Raw genomic sequence first — 14,455 nt, 5'->3', positions numbered from 1 at the left:
AAACATGGAAAATAAGCCCGATCACTGGGCACGTGTAGCTTCTGCTGACCTGGAACACGTGCGCAAATCTGTCAGCGATATGTTCAAGTCGCACCAGCTCAAGCAGCTACGTGCCGATCAGACCCTGCAAACCCGGCTGCGCCACGCCCAGTTTGGTCAGGTCGCCTTGAGCCGCCTGGGCTATGGCGCCGACGTACACATACAACCTGATCACCTGGCCGGTTTCTACCTGGTCCAGATGCCCCAATACGGCACCGCCAAAATCCGCTGCGGTGGCCAAACTGTGGACTCCAGCCCCTACGCCGCCACGATCCTGAATCCCAACGAGGACGTGGACATGGTCTGGCACGCCAATAATGAGCAATTAATGCTCAAGATAGACCGCAACCTGGTGGAGCAGGCTGCCCGTGGCATGGGCCTGGACGTAGGCCCGCAAGGTTTGCTGTTTCCGGTACGCCTGGAAGCTCACACCCAGCCTTCCTGGCAAATCATGCTGCGCTACGTGCTGGACTGTGCACGCAACTACGAAGACATCCGGCGCTCGCCGTTGATTATCAACCAGCTGGAGCAATTGGCGGTGACAACCTTGCTGGATCTGCACCCACCGGCTCAGATTCAGGCCCTGAACCCCGCCCGCATCTTGCCGCGCCACTTGAAGAAAGTAGCCAGCCACTTGCATGAGCAGGCCCATTTGCCGGTCACGGTAGACGAACTCAGCACCATTGCGGGCGTCAGCTCTCGCACCTTGCAGCAAGCCTTCAGAGACCACTACGGCGTCAGCCCCATGCAGTACCTGCGCCAGGTTCGTCTGGACCGTCTGCGCCACGAACTGATCCATTCCAACGAGCCTCACCTGACGCTGGCCGACCTGGCCATGCGCTGGGGCTTTGCCCACCAAGGCCGTTTCAGCGCCGAATACCGCAGCCGCTTTGGCGAAGCGCCTAGCGAGACCCTGCAACGAGTGCGCGGCGGCCAGCACTAAGCTGACCGCCTCACCCGTCCTCTCACCCCTTCAAGATACGCTGGGCTGCCAGATAGCCGGATTGACCACCCAAGCCAGGGCCTGGATGCACCGACGCACCAATTTGATGCAGATTGCGCCAGGGCGTGTTGCCATTGCGCGCGTTCTTGTGTCCTGCAAAAGGACGCATGAAAAAGAACTGATCGGGCGAGCACACCCCGCTATACGGATCGCCCCCCACCAGATTCATGTTCAAGGCTTCCAGGTCCGCCGGGCTGACGCTACGACGCCCGATAATCTTGGCGGCCAAGCCAGGCATGACGGTTTCCAGACGAGCCTGAACGCGATCGGCCATAGCCTCGCGCACGGCTTCGTTCCAGCGTCCATCCGCTGGCACAGGAATCTCGCCCGCTTCATCGCCTTTGATGTGACGCGGCAGCTCCTGCATTTGTACCCATAGAATCCAGTGACCTTCCGGTGCACGAGTCACATCCACCGCTACCGGCTGGCCCACGGCCAAGGTCGGTTTGGCAGGCAGGTAGCCATTGCTGGCCGTGACCACCGAGGAACACACCTGCTCCATGCTTTCCGTCACATGCACCATAGGGACATGGCGCAGCTCCGGGTCCACCCAGTCGGGCGGGGAATTCAAGGCAAAGTGTATCTGCATGCCGCCACGGCCATAGTGATAATCCTGGGCGGACTTCAACAACTCGGGTTCAACTTCAGGCAAAAGGTCGCCATACAACTGACCCGGCGTCACGTTACACACCACGGCACGACGCGCCAGGTAGCGCTGCGTACCGACGCACACGCCCGTCGCCTTATTGCCTTCCACCAACACGCGATCCACATGGGAATTGGTCAGTACCGCGCCACCAGCTTCTTCGATGATGCGGGTAAAGGCTTTCACAATCTGATAACTGCCGCCTTTGACGACAGGCATACCACCACTGACCACGGCACTGAACGTCAGCTTGCCGATCAGGGCCGAGCTGGCTTCATCCGGGCCCAAACCGCTATGCAGCACCCAGGGAGCAATCATGGCGCGGGCCAGATCGCTGCGCAGTTCGCGCATGGCCCAGCGCCGAAAGCTTTCCAGCGCTTGCGAGCCAAAGGACATCAAGCCATCCAGACCCCGTTCGCGCCAGGCACCAAAGGCCAGTTTGGCCATGGGCCAACGGTAAGGCTCACCGCCCAGCAAGCCAAATACCAAACCGGCATCCGGGCCAAACATGCGAGCCGCCATGGCACCCAAGGCATCGCCTTCACCCGGCATCAAGTCATTGAAGCGACGTACGGTGTCGTCCATATCCTGACGCAAGGCCAGCGACGGGCCACCAGGAATGGCCAGACCCGTGCTGTATTCGCCTTTGACAAACTCCAGACCGGCTTTGGCCAAGGGTTCAGCCAAAGTGGCATAGGATGCACCGCCCATGAACAAGGGATACCAACTGGACAGCACATCATGGGTAAAACCGGGGAACAGCTCTTGCGTACGGATGCAGCCCCCGGCCACCGCATTGCGCTCCAGCACTGTCACCGACAAACCCCGCTGGGCCAACAAGGCGGCACAGGTCAGGGAGTTCATCCCGCTGCCGACAATGACTACATCAGCGCTGTGCGCATCACTCATTTCAACGGTCTCCGCTAGGCGTGGTCAGGTTGGCGAAACGGCCACGATGAAACACCGCAGGCTCGTGTTCGGTCAGCGTGGTGTGGCGCACCACACGGCCAATAAACAAGGTATGGTCACCACCCTCGTGCTGACGGTAGTTCTCGCACACAAAGGTCGCCACACAGTCGTCTAGCAACGGCACGCCTTCTTCACCATCCACATGCGAGACCAGGGCAAACTTGTCCTTGACCTGGGAGTTGGCAAACCCCAGGGCCACGGGCACTTGTTCCTGGCTGATCACGTTGATCGCAAAGTGGCTGCACTTCTCGAAAATTTCCAGGCTGGGCGAGTGATTCACCAGGCTCCACATCACCAGAGGCGGCTCCAGCGACAGGGACGTAAAGGAGTTGATGGTCAGACCCACCGCCCGGCCATCGGGACAACGAGTCGTGACAATGGCCACACCCGTTGGAAAATGGCCCAGTGCCTGGCGAAACGCACGGCTATCGACCACATTCAGATTGGACGGTGTGGGTTTGGCGTCAGCGGCTGCCAACGCTTGGGCAGACACGGCCTGCCGCTGGGCAGCGGTTTGGGACGGGGAGTCTTGCAGCGTTGCGGTGGGGGTCATGATACGTCTCCTTGAATACTATCTATCAGGCAGCCACAGATTGGCTACGAGTCTTCTCGATCAATGCCTGAGCGGCACTCAGATCTTCCCAGGCCGGGAACAGAACCGGCGGGTGGTTGAAACTGTTGGCCAGGAAATGAGCCAGGGCGGGCGATTGTTGAGCCGAGGTCAACAAGGCAAAAGAGGAGTCGGTTGGTGGCTTCAACATGGAATTGGTCCAGCGCACCACCAGATTGGCGTAATCCCAGTAACGCTCGAACGTTTCCTGCATCCAGTTATGGTCAAACGCGCCTTCGCCACGTTGCAAAATGCTGTCCAGATACACCTGGGCGGCTTTGGCGGCGTTGTTGGAACCTTGGCCGGTAATAGGGTCGTTCACGACCACGGCATCACCCAGACCCAGCACCATGCGGCCCGAAGGCAGCGTCAGCACAGGTTTGCGAACTGTGGGAGGGAAAGCACCGGACAGGTAACCTTGGGCGTCGGTCAGTTCCACATTACGGGCTCGGTCGCCTTCCCAAGGCAGGAATTCGCGCAGGAAAGAAACGCTTTGCTCCAAATGAGCTTCGGGCGTCTTGGCATCGCGGAAACGATCCAGTGGGCCACCGGGCACGCCTTCGAACACCATGATGTCGCAGGGACCGGACAGGGTCAGCGAGGGGAACACAAAGTATTCGCCCACACCGGGGATGAAGTTAAAGGACACGCGCGAGTATTCAGGCGTAGGCTCCAGACCATGTACATAGGTCAGGGCCAGGGCGCGCTGAGGCTTGTCGTACATGGAACGCTGATCGTCACGCTCGAACAACTTGACCACTTCGCCTTTACCGGCAGCCAGCATGGTCAGGTCGTACTCCTGGGTGATGCGCTCCAGTTCGGCCACGCCCACATCTTCCATGATCAGCTTGCCGCCACGCTGCTCGAACAGTTCCAGCCAGTAAGGCATTTTCACGCGCTGGTCAGTTGCCTGGGCTTCACGATCCAGACGGCCGCTCCAGTCCACGGCTTTGGTGTCAGGCTGTTCAGGATTTGGCAGAGCAAAGCCGATGCCTTGTACAGGCGGACACTCGTCGTCCCAGAAATTCAGGCCCAGACGGCGCTCTACGTCCAGCGCCTCGGCAAACATGCACTGACTGGACATCACGCGGCCACCACGAACATCGTCGGGACTGCGGTTGGTGAAAACGGCTACGTCGTAGCCCTTGGCCAAAAGACCGAATGCAACGGGCATGCCAGCCTGGCCAGCGCCCACAATAGCAACTTTACGCATGATTTTTTCCTTCTGAGGGAGCTAAGGACGCCACTGCGGCGGCGTCCCGGTTTTTCTTATTCAGCCAACTTTGGAATGGCGGGTACACCTTGCTCGGGTCCCATGGCCGAGTAGCCGCCATCAACGGCGTAATCGGCACCGGTCACGAAACTGGCGGAATCCGAGAGCAGGAAGGACACGACTTCGCCCACTTCCTGGGGATCGCCCACGCGGCCCAGCATGTGAAATGCCGAGGCCACGCGATCGGTTTTGGCGCGATCGCCGCCAGTCAGCTCGTCCATCACACGCGACCAGATCCAGCCGGGCGAGACCGAGTTCACACGGATACCGTCAGGAGCAAAGTCCAGCGCCATGCTGCGTGTCAGTTGCAACAAGGCGGCCTTGGAGACCGGGTACAACCAGCGCCCGGTTTGAGCGATCGACGAGGAAATGGATGTGAAATTGACGATGGAGCCGCCACGCGGCAGCAAGGGACGCACAGCCTTGGCAGCCTGCACCGCGCTGACCAGGTTGATATCCAAGGCCTTGAGCCAATCTTCACGGCTGGAAGCCATGCCTTCATCCAGATAGGAACAAGCCAGATTGACCAGACCATCCACACGGCCAAAATGCGCCTTCACCTGCTCGATGGAGGCATTCAGGCTTTGATCGCTGGTAATGTCCACTTCCCAGAATTTGGCTTTGGCAGCATCGTTGCCTACGGCTTTCTGACCACCTGCGGCATCAATATCAAACACGGCCACACGTGCGCCATAGCCCATCAGCACCTCGACCACGCCTGCGCCAACACGTGTTGCGCCGCCGGTGACGATGACTACCTTGTCTTTCAATCCTTTCATCTCGCTCTCCTGCCGCGGGCCCTTAGAACGGAACCGCTACTTTTACAAAAAATTGTTTTCCTTCAGGACGGCCACGCACACCCAGATCCTGCTGGTACTTGGCCGTAATCAGCAGACCTTTGTCATTGGCGTAACGCAGGCTGGGACCAATGGCGAAGGCACGAGCCTTGCTGTCACCGGCCATGGGGCCACGGTCGCTTTCAATCTGTTGATAGGCGTAACCACCCACACCCAGCACCAGCCCATTGCCAAAACCCCAACCCACGGCGTAATCGGCGTGAATGGCTTTACCCGTACGGGTTTCGGTGTCGCTGTTGCGGAAGTTGAAGTCCACCATCATCTTCAAATCCAGGTTGATGCCGCTGGGCTGCATGTAGCTGAAGGCAGCGGCGGGCTGAATGGCCCAGTAGTTGCGGCCCAGGTTGGCGCTGTCGGTCACTTTGTAGCGACCAGTCGGGGCGACAAAATCCACTCCCAGGATGTAGTGCATTTTCTCGCTGGGGTGAAAGCCCAAGGCCGGACCAAACACCACGTCACCCAGACCGCTACGGCGCTGGGACTGACCAGCGGCCTGTGCCTTGACGGTCAGCAGGGGAGCCAGGGCATGAAATGCCAACTGGCCACCAAACACCTGCTGGTCCGTCACCCAGACCAGACGCGGCGCAACCATTGCCACATCGACCTTGAAGTCAGGAATAGGCAACTTGTCGCCATTCTTGTCACGCACCGAGTCGTAACGCATGGCACCGCCGTACATCAGCAAGTGCACACCGGGCGGCGGCAGGGCGCCACTCATGAAGTTTTCCAAACCATCGGGATAAATAGGCAGACCATTACCTTCAATGGCACAGGCCGGGCCGGCGCCCAATACCCCTGCACCCAGAACCACTGCTGCTATTTTTTTATTGATGTCCCCCACGTCCGTTCTCCTTTTGTTTTTTAGGTATGACGATGGAGCCAATGGTAGAAGTGCTCTTTTTGTCGGTATATCCACTTTGCGCAGCGCCTAGCCAATAAGCGCAAGAAGCCGCAAAAGCAGGGAAAACCCCGATTTGGTTTAGATTTAAAGGATGACGATCAGCAAAGTGGTTAAACGCTGTGTTTCAACGGGTATCTGAGATAATTCCTCGCTTCCCGCCCAGTGAATAATCAATATCACCTGGGCCTGAACACCCAGGACGGCGAGCGATGTGTAATACCGTCGTCATTGGCCTGGCCACAAGCACGCCGCTTCATCTCGATGAGCCCAACTCTCTCTTTTGCTGAATCCCGATTCAGCCAGGCCCTGCTCGGCCACCGTTTTGGTGCCTGGGCCTTTATTACTTTTGCGGTGCTGGCCGTGATGGCTACGTGGGCCATTTATTGGCTCACCCCCATGATCTCGGACGACTTCAACTACGCCAACAAAGGCATTGCATGGACGTCGATCAAGCAACATTACCTGCAATGGAGCGGTCGTCTGGTCTCGGATACGCTCTCCAGCGCCATGCTCACGCTGGCTCCGGGATGGCTGAAAGCCACACTGAATACAGCGGCCCTGTTTGGCCTGGTCACGGTACTGACAGCACTGGGGGCCCAACTGGCCGGACGAGCTTTGCGCCCGTCTTTACTGCTGCTGGTGTTCACCTTGTATTGGCTGGTCAACCCCCATCTGGGGCAAACGACATTCTGGTTGGTCGGCGCCGCCAACTACCTGTGGCCCAATCTGTTCAACTTCGGTTTTGTGCTGGCCTTTATTTGCTACTTGCAAAAGGGCAAGCCCTCTGTGATCACAGGCTTGGCGCTCTGCCTTCTGGGCCTGCTAGCCGGTTGTTCCAATGAAAACACCGGCATTATCAGCTGGTGTTTGCTGGCGTATCTGGGCCTAAGGCACTTTCAGCGCACAGGTTCGCTCGGTTCATGGCATCTGGTTTGGTTGCTCTGTATGGGGCTGGGAGTCGCCGTGCTGGTCCTGGCGCCGGGCAATCAAGCACGCGCAGAGGTCTTTGCTCATTGGTATGACCAGCCTTTGTTATGGCGCATTGGGGAGCATTTTGGTCGTCGTTTCCCGGACGCCCTATTGCGGTACTGGGGGGTGATTCTAGTGATGCTGGTTTGGCGCTTTGCCATAGGGCCTGCGTCTTCTGAATCTGTACGCCGGGCAATGTGGCTGCTCATTGGCGCATCGCTTCTGGCCAACGCCATTCTGGTTCTGGCACCTAATATCCCCAAGCGAGCCTTGAATGGCGGCTTGATGTATCTGCTGGTGGCCTTGTCTATTTACGGACATGATTTATTGGCGCAAGGGCAACGCGTTATACCCATGCAGCGCAACCTGTTAGTAACCTTGGGGGCCTGCGGCACGCTATGGCTGGTATCCAGCGGATTAATGTTGCGCAGCTATCACGGCACCTGGGAGCAGGATCAGGTACGACGCGCTATCTTGGCCGATGCCCACAAGCATCAGCGTCATCACGTAAAGCTACCCAAGTATTTTTTCCTGCCCACGTTGCGTTCGCGGGATCGCTTCGATATGCACTTTGACCCCAAAGCCATAGCCCGATACTTCCGGAGCAAGGTGGTGATCAATGAATATGCCGTCAATCAGCACTATGACCAGGAGACGGGGGCACCACCACCCCCGCCTTAAAGCTTGAGGACTTGAGTATTTCCTCCGCTGCAAGCCGCTTCAGGCCCTGGGGGGTCTGGCAGGGCGAGTCAGACTACTTGCCGCAGGCAAGGGAGAGCGTAGGGATGCAAGCATCCTGCTGTTTGAGCCGGGCGCTTGTACTTGGTCCGGGGGACCAAGTACCCGGCGAGTTCAGGATGCGCCCGTAGCTCTTTCTTGACCAGGGCACCGGTGCGCAGCACCGGCAAGTGGTCAGCCCTGCCAGCCCCCCCAGGGCCTGAAGCGGCGTTTTACAGGGAGAAACGTCGATCAGGGCTAAAGCATGGGCCCGATTGCCTATCCTTTGCCCTTACAACAGCCCCTCCCAAAAACATAAAAAAACCCCGCTCTCCCAAAGAAAAACGGGGCCAAAACTGTAGTAGTACTGCGGATTACTTGGCAGCGCTCAGCTCTTTGATCTGCTCGCGGAAGTAGGCCAGAGCGGCTTTACCGTCAATGCCCTTCTTGTCGGCAGCCTTGATCCAGTCCTCTTCAACAAAGGCCAGACGCTCTTTCATCTGGTCTGCAGCTTCGCCCTGGATGCGCAGTGTTTTCAGGCCAGCTGCGGTGTGCTTCTCAATGGCTTGCTGTTCGGCAGCCTGCCATTTGGAACCGAAGTCGTTGGCAATCCATTCGCCGCTGATTTTCTCGATAGCAGCACGGTCGGCTTCCGACAGACTCTTCCACTTGCGCTCGTTCATGAACATGTACTGGCTGGATTTGCCAAAGCCACCGGGCACCGACACGGCAGTCTTGACCAGCTTGTCCAGTTTCCAGTTATCCAATTGGTCGTACTGGAAGTACATACCGTCGATCACACCACGCGACAGCATTTCGTAGCTGTCCGAAGCAGGCGCGTTCACGGTCACAATGCCCAGGGCCTTGCCAATCGCATCAAACAAAGGGCTAGGCGAGCGCAGCTTCTTGCCTTTCAGATCGTCAATGCTTTGCACATTGTCCTGACTGGTGAAGATCACGGTGGCAGGGCTGGTCCACATACCCAGCAGTTTCACGCCCTTGTGCTCGTTGGCACCCATCATGAATTTTTCGTAAGTGCGCCAGTAAGCCACCGAGTTCACGCCGCCGTCATCAGTGGTGAAGGGCAGTTCGGCAAACTCGATCAGCGGGAAGCGGTTAGCCGTGTAGCTGTGTACCGACATGCCCATATCAGCAATACCGTTACGCACCAGATCCAGGTGAGCTTGCGGCTTGCCCAGCGCGTTGATGAACTCCACCTTCACGCGGCCTTCGGTAGCTTTTTCCACTTCCTGAGCCCAGGGCTCAAACATATTGGTCACAATAAAGTGGCCTGGAGGCATCCACTGGGAAAAACGCAGGGTGGTAACTTCAGCCGCAACCGAAGGCATGGTCGGTGCCAGGGCTGCTGCAGCCAGGCCCAGGCTCAAGGCCAATTTTTTGAAAACACGCATCTCGACTCCTCGTAAATTATTTTGCTGCCGGGCCACTACAGCCCGGCGTCCAGGCCACTTGATGGGACAGTAAACAGGTCCTGGACCTGCACACCCAGCGGCTTTACTGCTGCCCGGATCACAACTGCATCCGGGCCGGGTTTACATACTGTTCGGGACAACCAGAACAATCCAGGGGACAAACACCAGCAAGAGCAAACGCACGATATCCATCATTACAAAGGGAGTCACACCCCGAATAATGGTGCCCAAAGGAACATCGGGCATCACGTTCTTGATCATGAAAATGTTCAGACCCAACGGAGGGGTAATCAGACTGATTTCAGCAGCCACCACCACGATGATGCCGAACCACACCAGATCAAAGCCCAGAGAGGCCACAATCGGGTAGAAGATAGGCACCGTCAGCATGACCATGGACATGGTTTCCAGGAAACAACCCAGAACCAGGTAAATCGCGCAGATGATCAGAATCACCACAATGGGCGACACATCAATGCCCTGGATGAAACCCAGCAACTGATTAGGCAAACCAGCCACGGTCAGGAAGTTGGTAAAGACCAGCGCACCAATCACCAAAGCAAACATGATGGCCGTGGTTTGAGCGGCTTCAATCAGCACCGTCAGGTACATGCGAGGCTGCCAGCCACGACGCTTCAGGGTCAGCAAGAAGGTCGCTGCAGCGCCAATACCCGCCGCTTCTGTCGGGGTGAAGACACCCCCGTAAATACCGCCCATGATGACGATGAACAGCACGGTAATGGCCATCACGCCTTTGGTCGCCTCAAAGCGCTCGCGCCAGCTAGCTTTTTCGCCAGGACGGCCCAGATTCGGGTTGATCGCGGTAATGATCATCACCGTGATCAGGTACATCAGCATGGCAATCATGCCGGGCAGGAAGCCGGCGGCAAACAGCTTGCCAATGTCGGTTTCGGTCAAGATCCCGTAGACCACCATCATCACGCTGGGCGGAATCAGAATGCCCAGGGTGCCGCCTGCCGCAATACTGCCGGTAGCCAGACGATCGTCATAGTTGTACTTGCGCATATTGGGCATGGCCACACGACCCATGGCCGCTGTGGTGGCCATACTGGAGCCACAGAGTGCACTAAAGGCACCACAGGCAACAATCGTGGCCATCGCCAGACCACCACGCAGGTGACCAATAAAGGCGTGGGCAGCTTTGTACAGGTCCTTGGACAAACCCGAGGCATTGACCAGATTACCCATCAAAATGAACAGCGGCAGCACGGTAAAGCTGTAGCTCATGGCCGTGTCGTAGCTGGTCTGCGCCGCCATGGTCAAGGCCGCTTCCATGCCGGTAAAGAAGGCAAAACCCAACGTACCAACCAGCAACATGCCCCAGGCAATGGGCAAACCCAGAAATAAGCTACCCAGCAGGACAGCCAGTCCGATAATAGAAATCAACATGAAAAAACTCCGTCTTTATCGGCTTGGAGAGCTAAAAATCTTGAACAGGGAAGCCACAGTGGCAATGCCGGTCATGGTGGCGATGATGTAGGCAAACGGGGCAATGGGCACTTGCAAGGCGTTGCTCATATCGCCGTAGTCGGCCAGCTCGTTGGCGTGACTCCACAGGTAGACAGTCAACACGGCCAACATGACGGTAGAGACCACATTGATCACGAATTGCTGGATACGACGCGCCACTGGACCTAGCCAGGCGTCAATTAAACTGACGGTCAAGTGTTGCTGGTGCCAGGTAACACGCGGCAAGGCCGCAAAAATCAGCACACCCAGCAAGAGTTCGCTGGCTTCATAAGCGCCCAGCAAAGGGGCGTGAAATACGTACCGGCCTATCACGTCCACGGTAGTGATCCCTGTCATCAGGATCAAGATGACCACACAGGCAGCATCCAGAATTGTCTCTACAACTCGTACTACTCCACGTGAACGCACCAGCTCCATTCCTGGCAGATCGTCGTTCATTACAGCTCCACTCTTTTTGGCCGGCGAAGGCCCGTTTTTTGGGTCATCATGCACCTCGAAAAATCGACGCGCATTGTTATATTTCTGTTCTAAATAGTTTATAGATGAACAAATCCAGGTAAATAGAAAGAAACCCTTAATTCCATCCAAAATCATGGATTCGTGGTTTCTATCTCACATAGCAAGAAATACGGTCACAAACTGCCTCGCTTGTCCTGTGCAAGAGCTGATAAAAATTGCTGGAACAGGCGCGAGTACTGGCTTGGCGCAATGTCGAGCAGGCGAACATTGGCTTTAAGAAGGGCAATAAAAGAATCAGCCCACTAGCAATCAGGCAGCATCCAGACCGGTAGCCAAACCCTGAGGCCCAGGTGTTTCATGTGACAAAAAAAGAGTCGAAAATGAACAGGCCCCTCACGTGTTGGACATACTTCCATGCGATGCGAGCAGGTCTGAAACAGCAACTTTTGACACCAAAAACCGGGGATAAAAAGCCAAAATCGGCCTCTGCGACAAAGAAAAAAACTTAGGCAGCAAAAAATCCCGGCACCGCTGACCAGCCGCCACCAATCAAGACGGTCCCTTCAGCCGTTTGTTTAAACGACACTCGCCGCCAGACATGCTGGAACAGATAGTCCATCAAGGGGGCTGTGCCATCCAAAAGCAAAAACCCCCTTGGAAAACCAAGGGGGTTTTATATACCGCCAAGCAAATGGACTCGCTCCTGAACGCACTCAAAGCGCGATCACGGGCAGTCCCCTTGCCCGTCAATCAGATCGTCAGCGTACCCACGCTGGCACCACCGCAGACATACAGCGTCTGGCCGGTGATAAAGCTGTTTTCAGGGTCCGAGAAGAACATGGTTGCGCGACTGATGTCATCCGCACGGCCTAGACGCTTCACAGGAATCGCGGCTGCCAGTTTGGCTTCACGTTCGCTACCGGCTTCGATCACGTCGTAGAACATATTGGTGGTGATGGGGCCAGGGGCAATCACGTTAACAGTGATACCTTGATCCGCCAGCTCCAGCGCCCAGGTACGTGCCATACCCAACATGCCTGCCTTGGTCGCCGCGTAAGCAGTACGGGTTTGCAAACCCAGTGCGCCACGCGAGGACATCAGCACGATGCGGCCAAAGTGGCGTTCGCGCATGCCAGGAACGACCGCCTGAGTAATCTGCAAGGCTGCACCCAGGTGAATCTGGGTCAGACCCTGCAAGTCTTCCAGCTTGACCTCGTCCAGCAAGGCCGGCCAGATCACGCCTGCGTTGTGGATGAAGTGGGTCACTTCAAAGCGCTCGGCAATATCCTTGGCGGCTTTTTCGGTTGCTGCTGCATCCAGCAAATCCACCTGCACGCAGTGCAGACGCTCGTGCGTCCAGGGCAGGACATTGCGCGCCATGCTGATCACGGTGTAACCCTGATCCAGCATCTTGCGGCAAATGTCTTCACCAATACCGGTGCTGCCGCCCGTCACAATGGCGGTGTATTGAGCTTGTGTCATCTTGATTGTCTCCAGGCAAATTCAGGGCGCAGGGCGCGCCACCAGCACGGCTACGCCGCCAGCATCCAGCTCCAGACTCAGGCGCACTTTCTCGTCCGCCTGCCCGCCTTCGGGCAAGTGGGCGATGGCAAAAGGGCCGCAATCCAGGGCAACTGTGCCGATATGCCAGGGCAGTCGTGCCTGAAAGTAGGGTTCATTGCTGTGATGCAAGGTGGTCGTAGCCTGCAGAACACCCGTGTCGGCAACGGCCTGCCAGTTCAGCGTCGTGTGCAAGCAATGGCCGCACACATCGCGGGCGGGATACTGCACCGTGCCGCAGGACGGGCACACTTGCAGGGCGAATTTGCCGCGTTGGGCGGCTTCGGTCAGTCCGGCTGCCGTGGCGCTGCGTGCACCCGGTGGCAAGATTTGGGTATCGCTCATCACTGCCCCCGTTCCAGCAAGGCCGCAGCAGTACAAATGCCGCGGTCGTAATTGATCATGCCAAAGCCGGACACCAGGCCGATGCGGGCATTGGCCACTTGCGTGTCGCCTGCGGTATCCGTCAATTGGCGCAAGGCCTGAACCAGACCCAGGTAGCCGCCTGCTGCACCGGCCTGGCCTACCGATAGCTGTCCGCCACTGGTATTGAAGGGAAAGCTGCCGTCCACCGTAAAAGTGTTCTTGCGGATGAACTCCGGGCCTTCGCCCTTGGCGCAGAATCCCAGGTCTTCAAACTGCAGGACGTTGATGACGGGGTAGTCATCGTAGGTTTCCATGAAATCCACGTCTGCCGGGGTGAGGCCCGCATGTTCGTAGAACGCATCCTTGTCCATGGCCCAGCCACCGCGATGCTGCACAGGGTCTTCAGGGAAAGCGTTGTGACGCTCGATGGTAGAACGGATACGGACATAAGGCAGGCCCAGTGCTTCGGCCTGTTCACGGCGCATGACCAGATAGCCTTCGGCTCCGGCACACGGCATCACGCAGTCAAACAAGTGGATGGGATCGGCAATGACGCGCGCCTCCATGTACTGTTCCAGCGTCAGCGGTTTTTTCATCAGGGCATGCGGGTTGCGCAGCGCATTATCGCGCTGGGCGACGCACAGCTTGCCGAAATCTTCACGCGTGGCACCGTAGTGACGCATGTAGTAGTCCGTCAGCAGCGCAAAGCTGGCGTTGGGGCCACCGGCACCGTATGGGTAGACGGCATCCTGCGAGAAACGCGAGAAGCCCGACACCGTGTTCTTGAAGGACTCACGGTGATTGGTATCGCCCGCAATACACGCCACGATGGACGCATCGCCACACTGCACGGCGCGGGCCGCACGACGCATGGCCACCACACCGCTGGCCCCACCCATGGGGATATGGTCCAGCCAGCGTGGGCTCATCTGAAAATGCTGCATCACGCCTACGGCAGTGTCCGAACCCAGCGTGAAGCTGGATACACACACACCATCGACGTCGGCTTTTTTCAGGCCGGACTGGGCCAGCAACTGGCCCAATGCCGCACCCAGCCACCAATGCGCGGTCTGCTCGGAATGGCGCTCGTAGGGGATGGTCACCGGGGCGACCAGCACCACATCGTCATAGCCCTGGCGGGCTGCTTGCGGCAAGGCCATGG

At 57.6% G+C, this 14,455-nt stretch carries 13 protein-coding genes; 2 read left to right on the top strand and 11 right to left on the bottom strand.

The window, feature by feature from the left end; genetic code table 11:
- Positions 1–4 precede the first annotated feature (4 nt).
- Positions 5–982, top strand: a complete 978-nt coding sequence (locus WFM49_RS14055; protein ID WP_336973856.1) for an AraC family transcriptional regulator — start codon at positions 5–7, stop codon at positions 980–982.
- 22 nt (positions 983–1,004) lie between these two features.
- Here the strand turns inward: WFM49_RS14055 and WFM49_RS14050 are convergent, their stop codons facing one another.
- The 5 genes from WFM49_RS14050 to WFM49_RS14030 are packed head-to-tail and all read right to left on the bottom strand — an operon-like array spanning position 1,005 to position 6,229.
- Entirely contained in the window at positions 1,005–2,597 is a 1,593-nt protein-coding gene (locus WFM49_RS14050; RefSeq protein ID WP_336973854.1) for a phytoene desaturase family protein, read from the bottom strand.
- 1 nt (position 2,598) lies between these two features.
- Positions 2,599–3,210 carry a flavin reductase family protein gene (locus WFM49_RS14045; RefSeq protein ID WP_026483919.1) on the bottom strand — a complete coding sequence of 204 codons (612 nt, stop codon included), beginning with the start codon at positions 3,208–3,210 and terminating at the stop codon, positions 2,599–2,601.
- Between the two features lie 25 nt (positions 3,211–3,235).
- The gene (locus WFM49_RS14040) at positions 3,236–4,480 is read right to left on the bottom strand and encodes a styrene monooxygenase/indole monooxygenase family protein (RefSeq protein ID WP_336973848.1); all 1,245 of its coding nucleotides are present in this window, start codon (positions 4,478–4,480) and stop codon (positions 3,236–3,238) included.
- Between the two features lie 56 nt (positions 4,481–4,536).
- Complete coding sequence (locus WFM49_RS14035; protein ID WP_009461225.1) at positions 4,537–5,319, bottom strand: SDR family oxidoreductase; 783 nt, start codon at positions 5,317–5,319, stop codon at positions 4,537–4,539.
- Positions 5,320–5,341: 22 nt separating this feature from the next.
- Complete coding sequence (locus WFM49_RS14030) at positions 5,342–6,229, bottom strand: SphA family protein (RefSeq protein WP_035269964.1); 888 nt, start codon at positions 6,227–6,229, stop codon at positions 5,342–5,344.
- A 330-nt stretch (positions 6,230–6,559) separates the two neighbouring features.
- Between WFM49_RS14030 and WFM49_RS14025 the strand changes: the two genes are divergently transcribed.
- Positions 6,560–7,948, top strand: a complete 1,389-nt coding sequence (locus WFM49_RS14025) for a DUF6056 family protein (RefSeq protein ID WP_336973846.1) — start codon at positions 6,560–6,562, stop codon at positions 7,946–7,948.
- 410 nt (positions 7,949–8,358) lie between these two features.
- Here the strand turns inward: WFM49_RS14025 and WFM49_RS14020 are convergent, their stop codons facing one another.
- The 6 genes from WFM49_RS14020 to WFM49_RS13995 all read right to left on the bottom strand — a co-directional run bounded on the left by WFM49_RS14020 (position 8,359) and on the right by WFM49_RS13995 (position 14,453).
- Positions 8,359–9,396 (bottom strand): TRAP transporter substrate-binding protein, encoded by a 1,038-nt coding sequence (locus WFM49_RS14020; RefSeq protein ID WP_250756400.1) that lies wholly within the window; start codon positions 9,394–9,396, stop codon positions 8,359–8,361.
- A gap of 141 nt (positions 9,397–9,537) precedes the next feature.
- Complete coding sequence (locus WFM49_RS14015; protein ID WP_021447142.1) at positions 9,538–10,827, bottom strand: TRAP transporter large permease; 1,290 nt, start codon at positions 10,825–10,827, stop codon at positions 9,538–9,540.
- 15 nt (positions 10,828–10,842) lie between these two features.
- Positions 10,843–11,346: a TRAP transporter small permease gene (locus tag WFM49_RS14010; protein ID WP_009464436.1), complete on the bottom strand. Its 504-nt coding sequence runs from the start codon at positions 11,344–11,346 to the stop codon at positions 10,843–10,845.
- 771 nt (positions 11,347–12,117) lie between these two features.
- A complete protein-coding gene (locus tag WFM49_RS14005) occupies positions 12,118–12,849 on the bottom strand; it encodes an SDR family NAD(P)-dependent oxidoreductase (RefSeq protein ID WP_336973841.1) in 732 nt (243 codons plus the stop codon).
- Between the two features lie 21 nt (positions 12,850–12,870).
- Entirely contained in the window at positions 12,871–13,272 is a 402-nt protein-coding gene (locus WFM49_RS14000) for a Zn-ribbon domain-containing OB-fold protein (protein WP_009463812.1), read from the bottom strand.
- Positions 13,272–14,453: a thiolase family protein gene (locus WFM49_RS13995; protein WP_021447145.1), complete on the bottom strand. Its 1,182-nt coding sequence runs from the start codon at positions 14,451–14,453 to the stop codon at positions 13,272–13,274. The genes WFM49_RS14000 and WFM49_RS13995 overlap by 1 nt, the downstream gene beginning before the upstream one ends.
- Positions 14,454–14,455: the final 2 nt, after the last annotated feature.

The sequence above is a fragment of the Alcaligenes sp. PF14 genome (assembly GCF_037150615.1).
Taxonomy (GTDB): Bacteria; Pseudomonadota; Gammaproteobacteria; order Burkholderiales; family Burkholderiaceae_B; genus Alcaligenes; species Alcaligenes phenolicus.
This window is presented reverse-complemented; position numbering and strand designations above follow the sequence as displayed.

Bases quoted from the DNA above. Each gene is read 5' to 3' on its own strand.
- WFM49_RS14020 (WP_250756400.1), bottom strand. From the start codon at position 9,396: ATGCGTGTTTTCAAAAAATTGGCCTTGAGCCTGGGCCTGGCTGCAGCA.
- WFM49_RS14055 (WP_336973856.1), top strand. From the start codon at position 5: ATGGAAAATAAGCCCGATCACTGGGCACGTGTAGCTTCTGCTGACCTG.
- WFM49_RS14005 (WP_336973841.1), bottom strand. From the start codon at position 12,849: ATGACACAAGCTCAATACACCGCCATTGTGACGGGCGGCAGCACCGGT.
- WFM49_RS14025 (WP_336973846.1), top strand. From the start codon at position 6,560: ATGAGCCCAACTCTCTCTTTTGCTGAATCCCGATTCAGCCAGGCCCTG.
- WFM49_RS14050 (WP_336973854.1), bottom strand. From the start codon at position 2,597: ATGAGTGATGCGCACAGCGCTGATGTAGTCATTGTCGGCAGCGGGATG.
- WFM49_RS14045 (WP_026483919.1), bottom strand. From the start codon at position 3,210: ATGACCCCCACCGCAACGCTGCAAGACTCCCCGTCCCAAACCGCTGCC.
- WFM49_RS14000 (WP_009463812.1), bottom strand. From the start codon at position 13,272: ATGAGCGATACCCAAATCTTGCCACCGGGTGCACGCAGCGCCACGGCA.
- WFM49_RS14035 (WP_009461225.1), bottom strand. From the start codon at position 5,319: ATGAAAGGATTGAAAGACAAGGTAGTCATCGTCACCGGCGGCGCAACA.
- WFM49_RS14040 (WP_336973848.1), bottom strand. From the start codon at position 4,480: ATGCGTAAAGTTGCTATTGTGGGCGCTGGCCAGGCTGGCATGCCCGTT.
- WFM49_RS14010 (WP_009464436.1), bottom strand. From the start codon at position 11,346: ATGAACGACGATCTGCCAGGAATGGAGCTGGTGCGTTCACGTGGAGTA.
- WFM49_RS14015 (WP_021447142.1), bottom strand. From the start codon at position 10,827: ATGTTGATTTCTATTATCGGACTGGCTGTCCTGCTGGGTAGCTTATTT.
- WFM49_RS13995 (WP_021447145.1), bottom strand. From the start codon at position 14,453: ATGGCCTTGCCGCAAGCAGCCCGCCAGGGCTATGACGATGTGGTGCTG.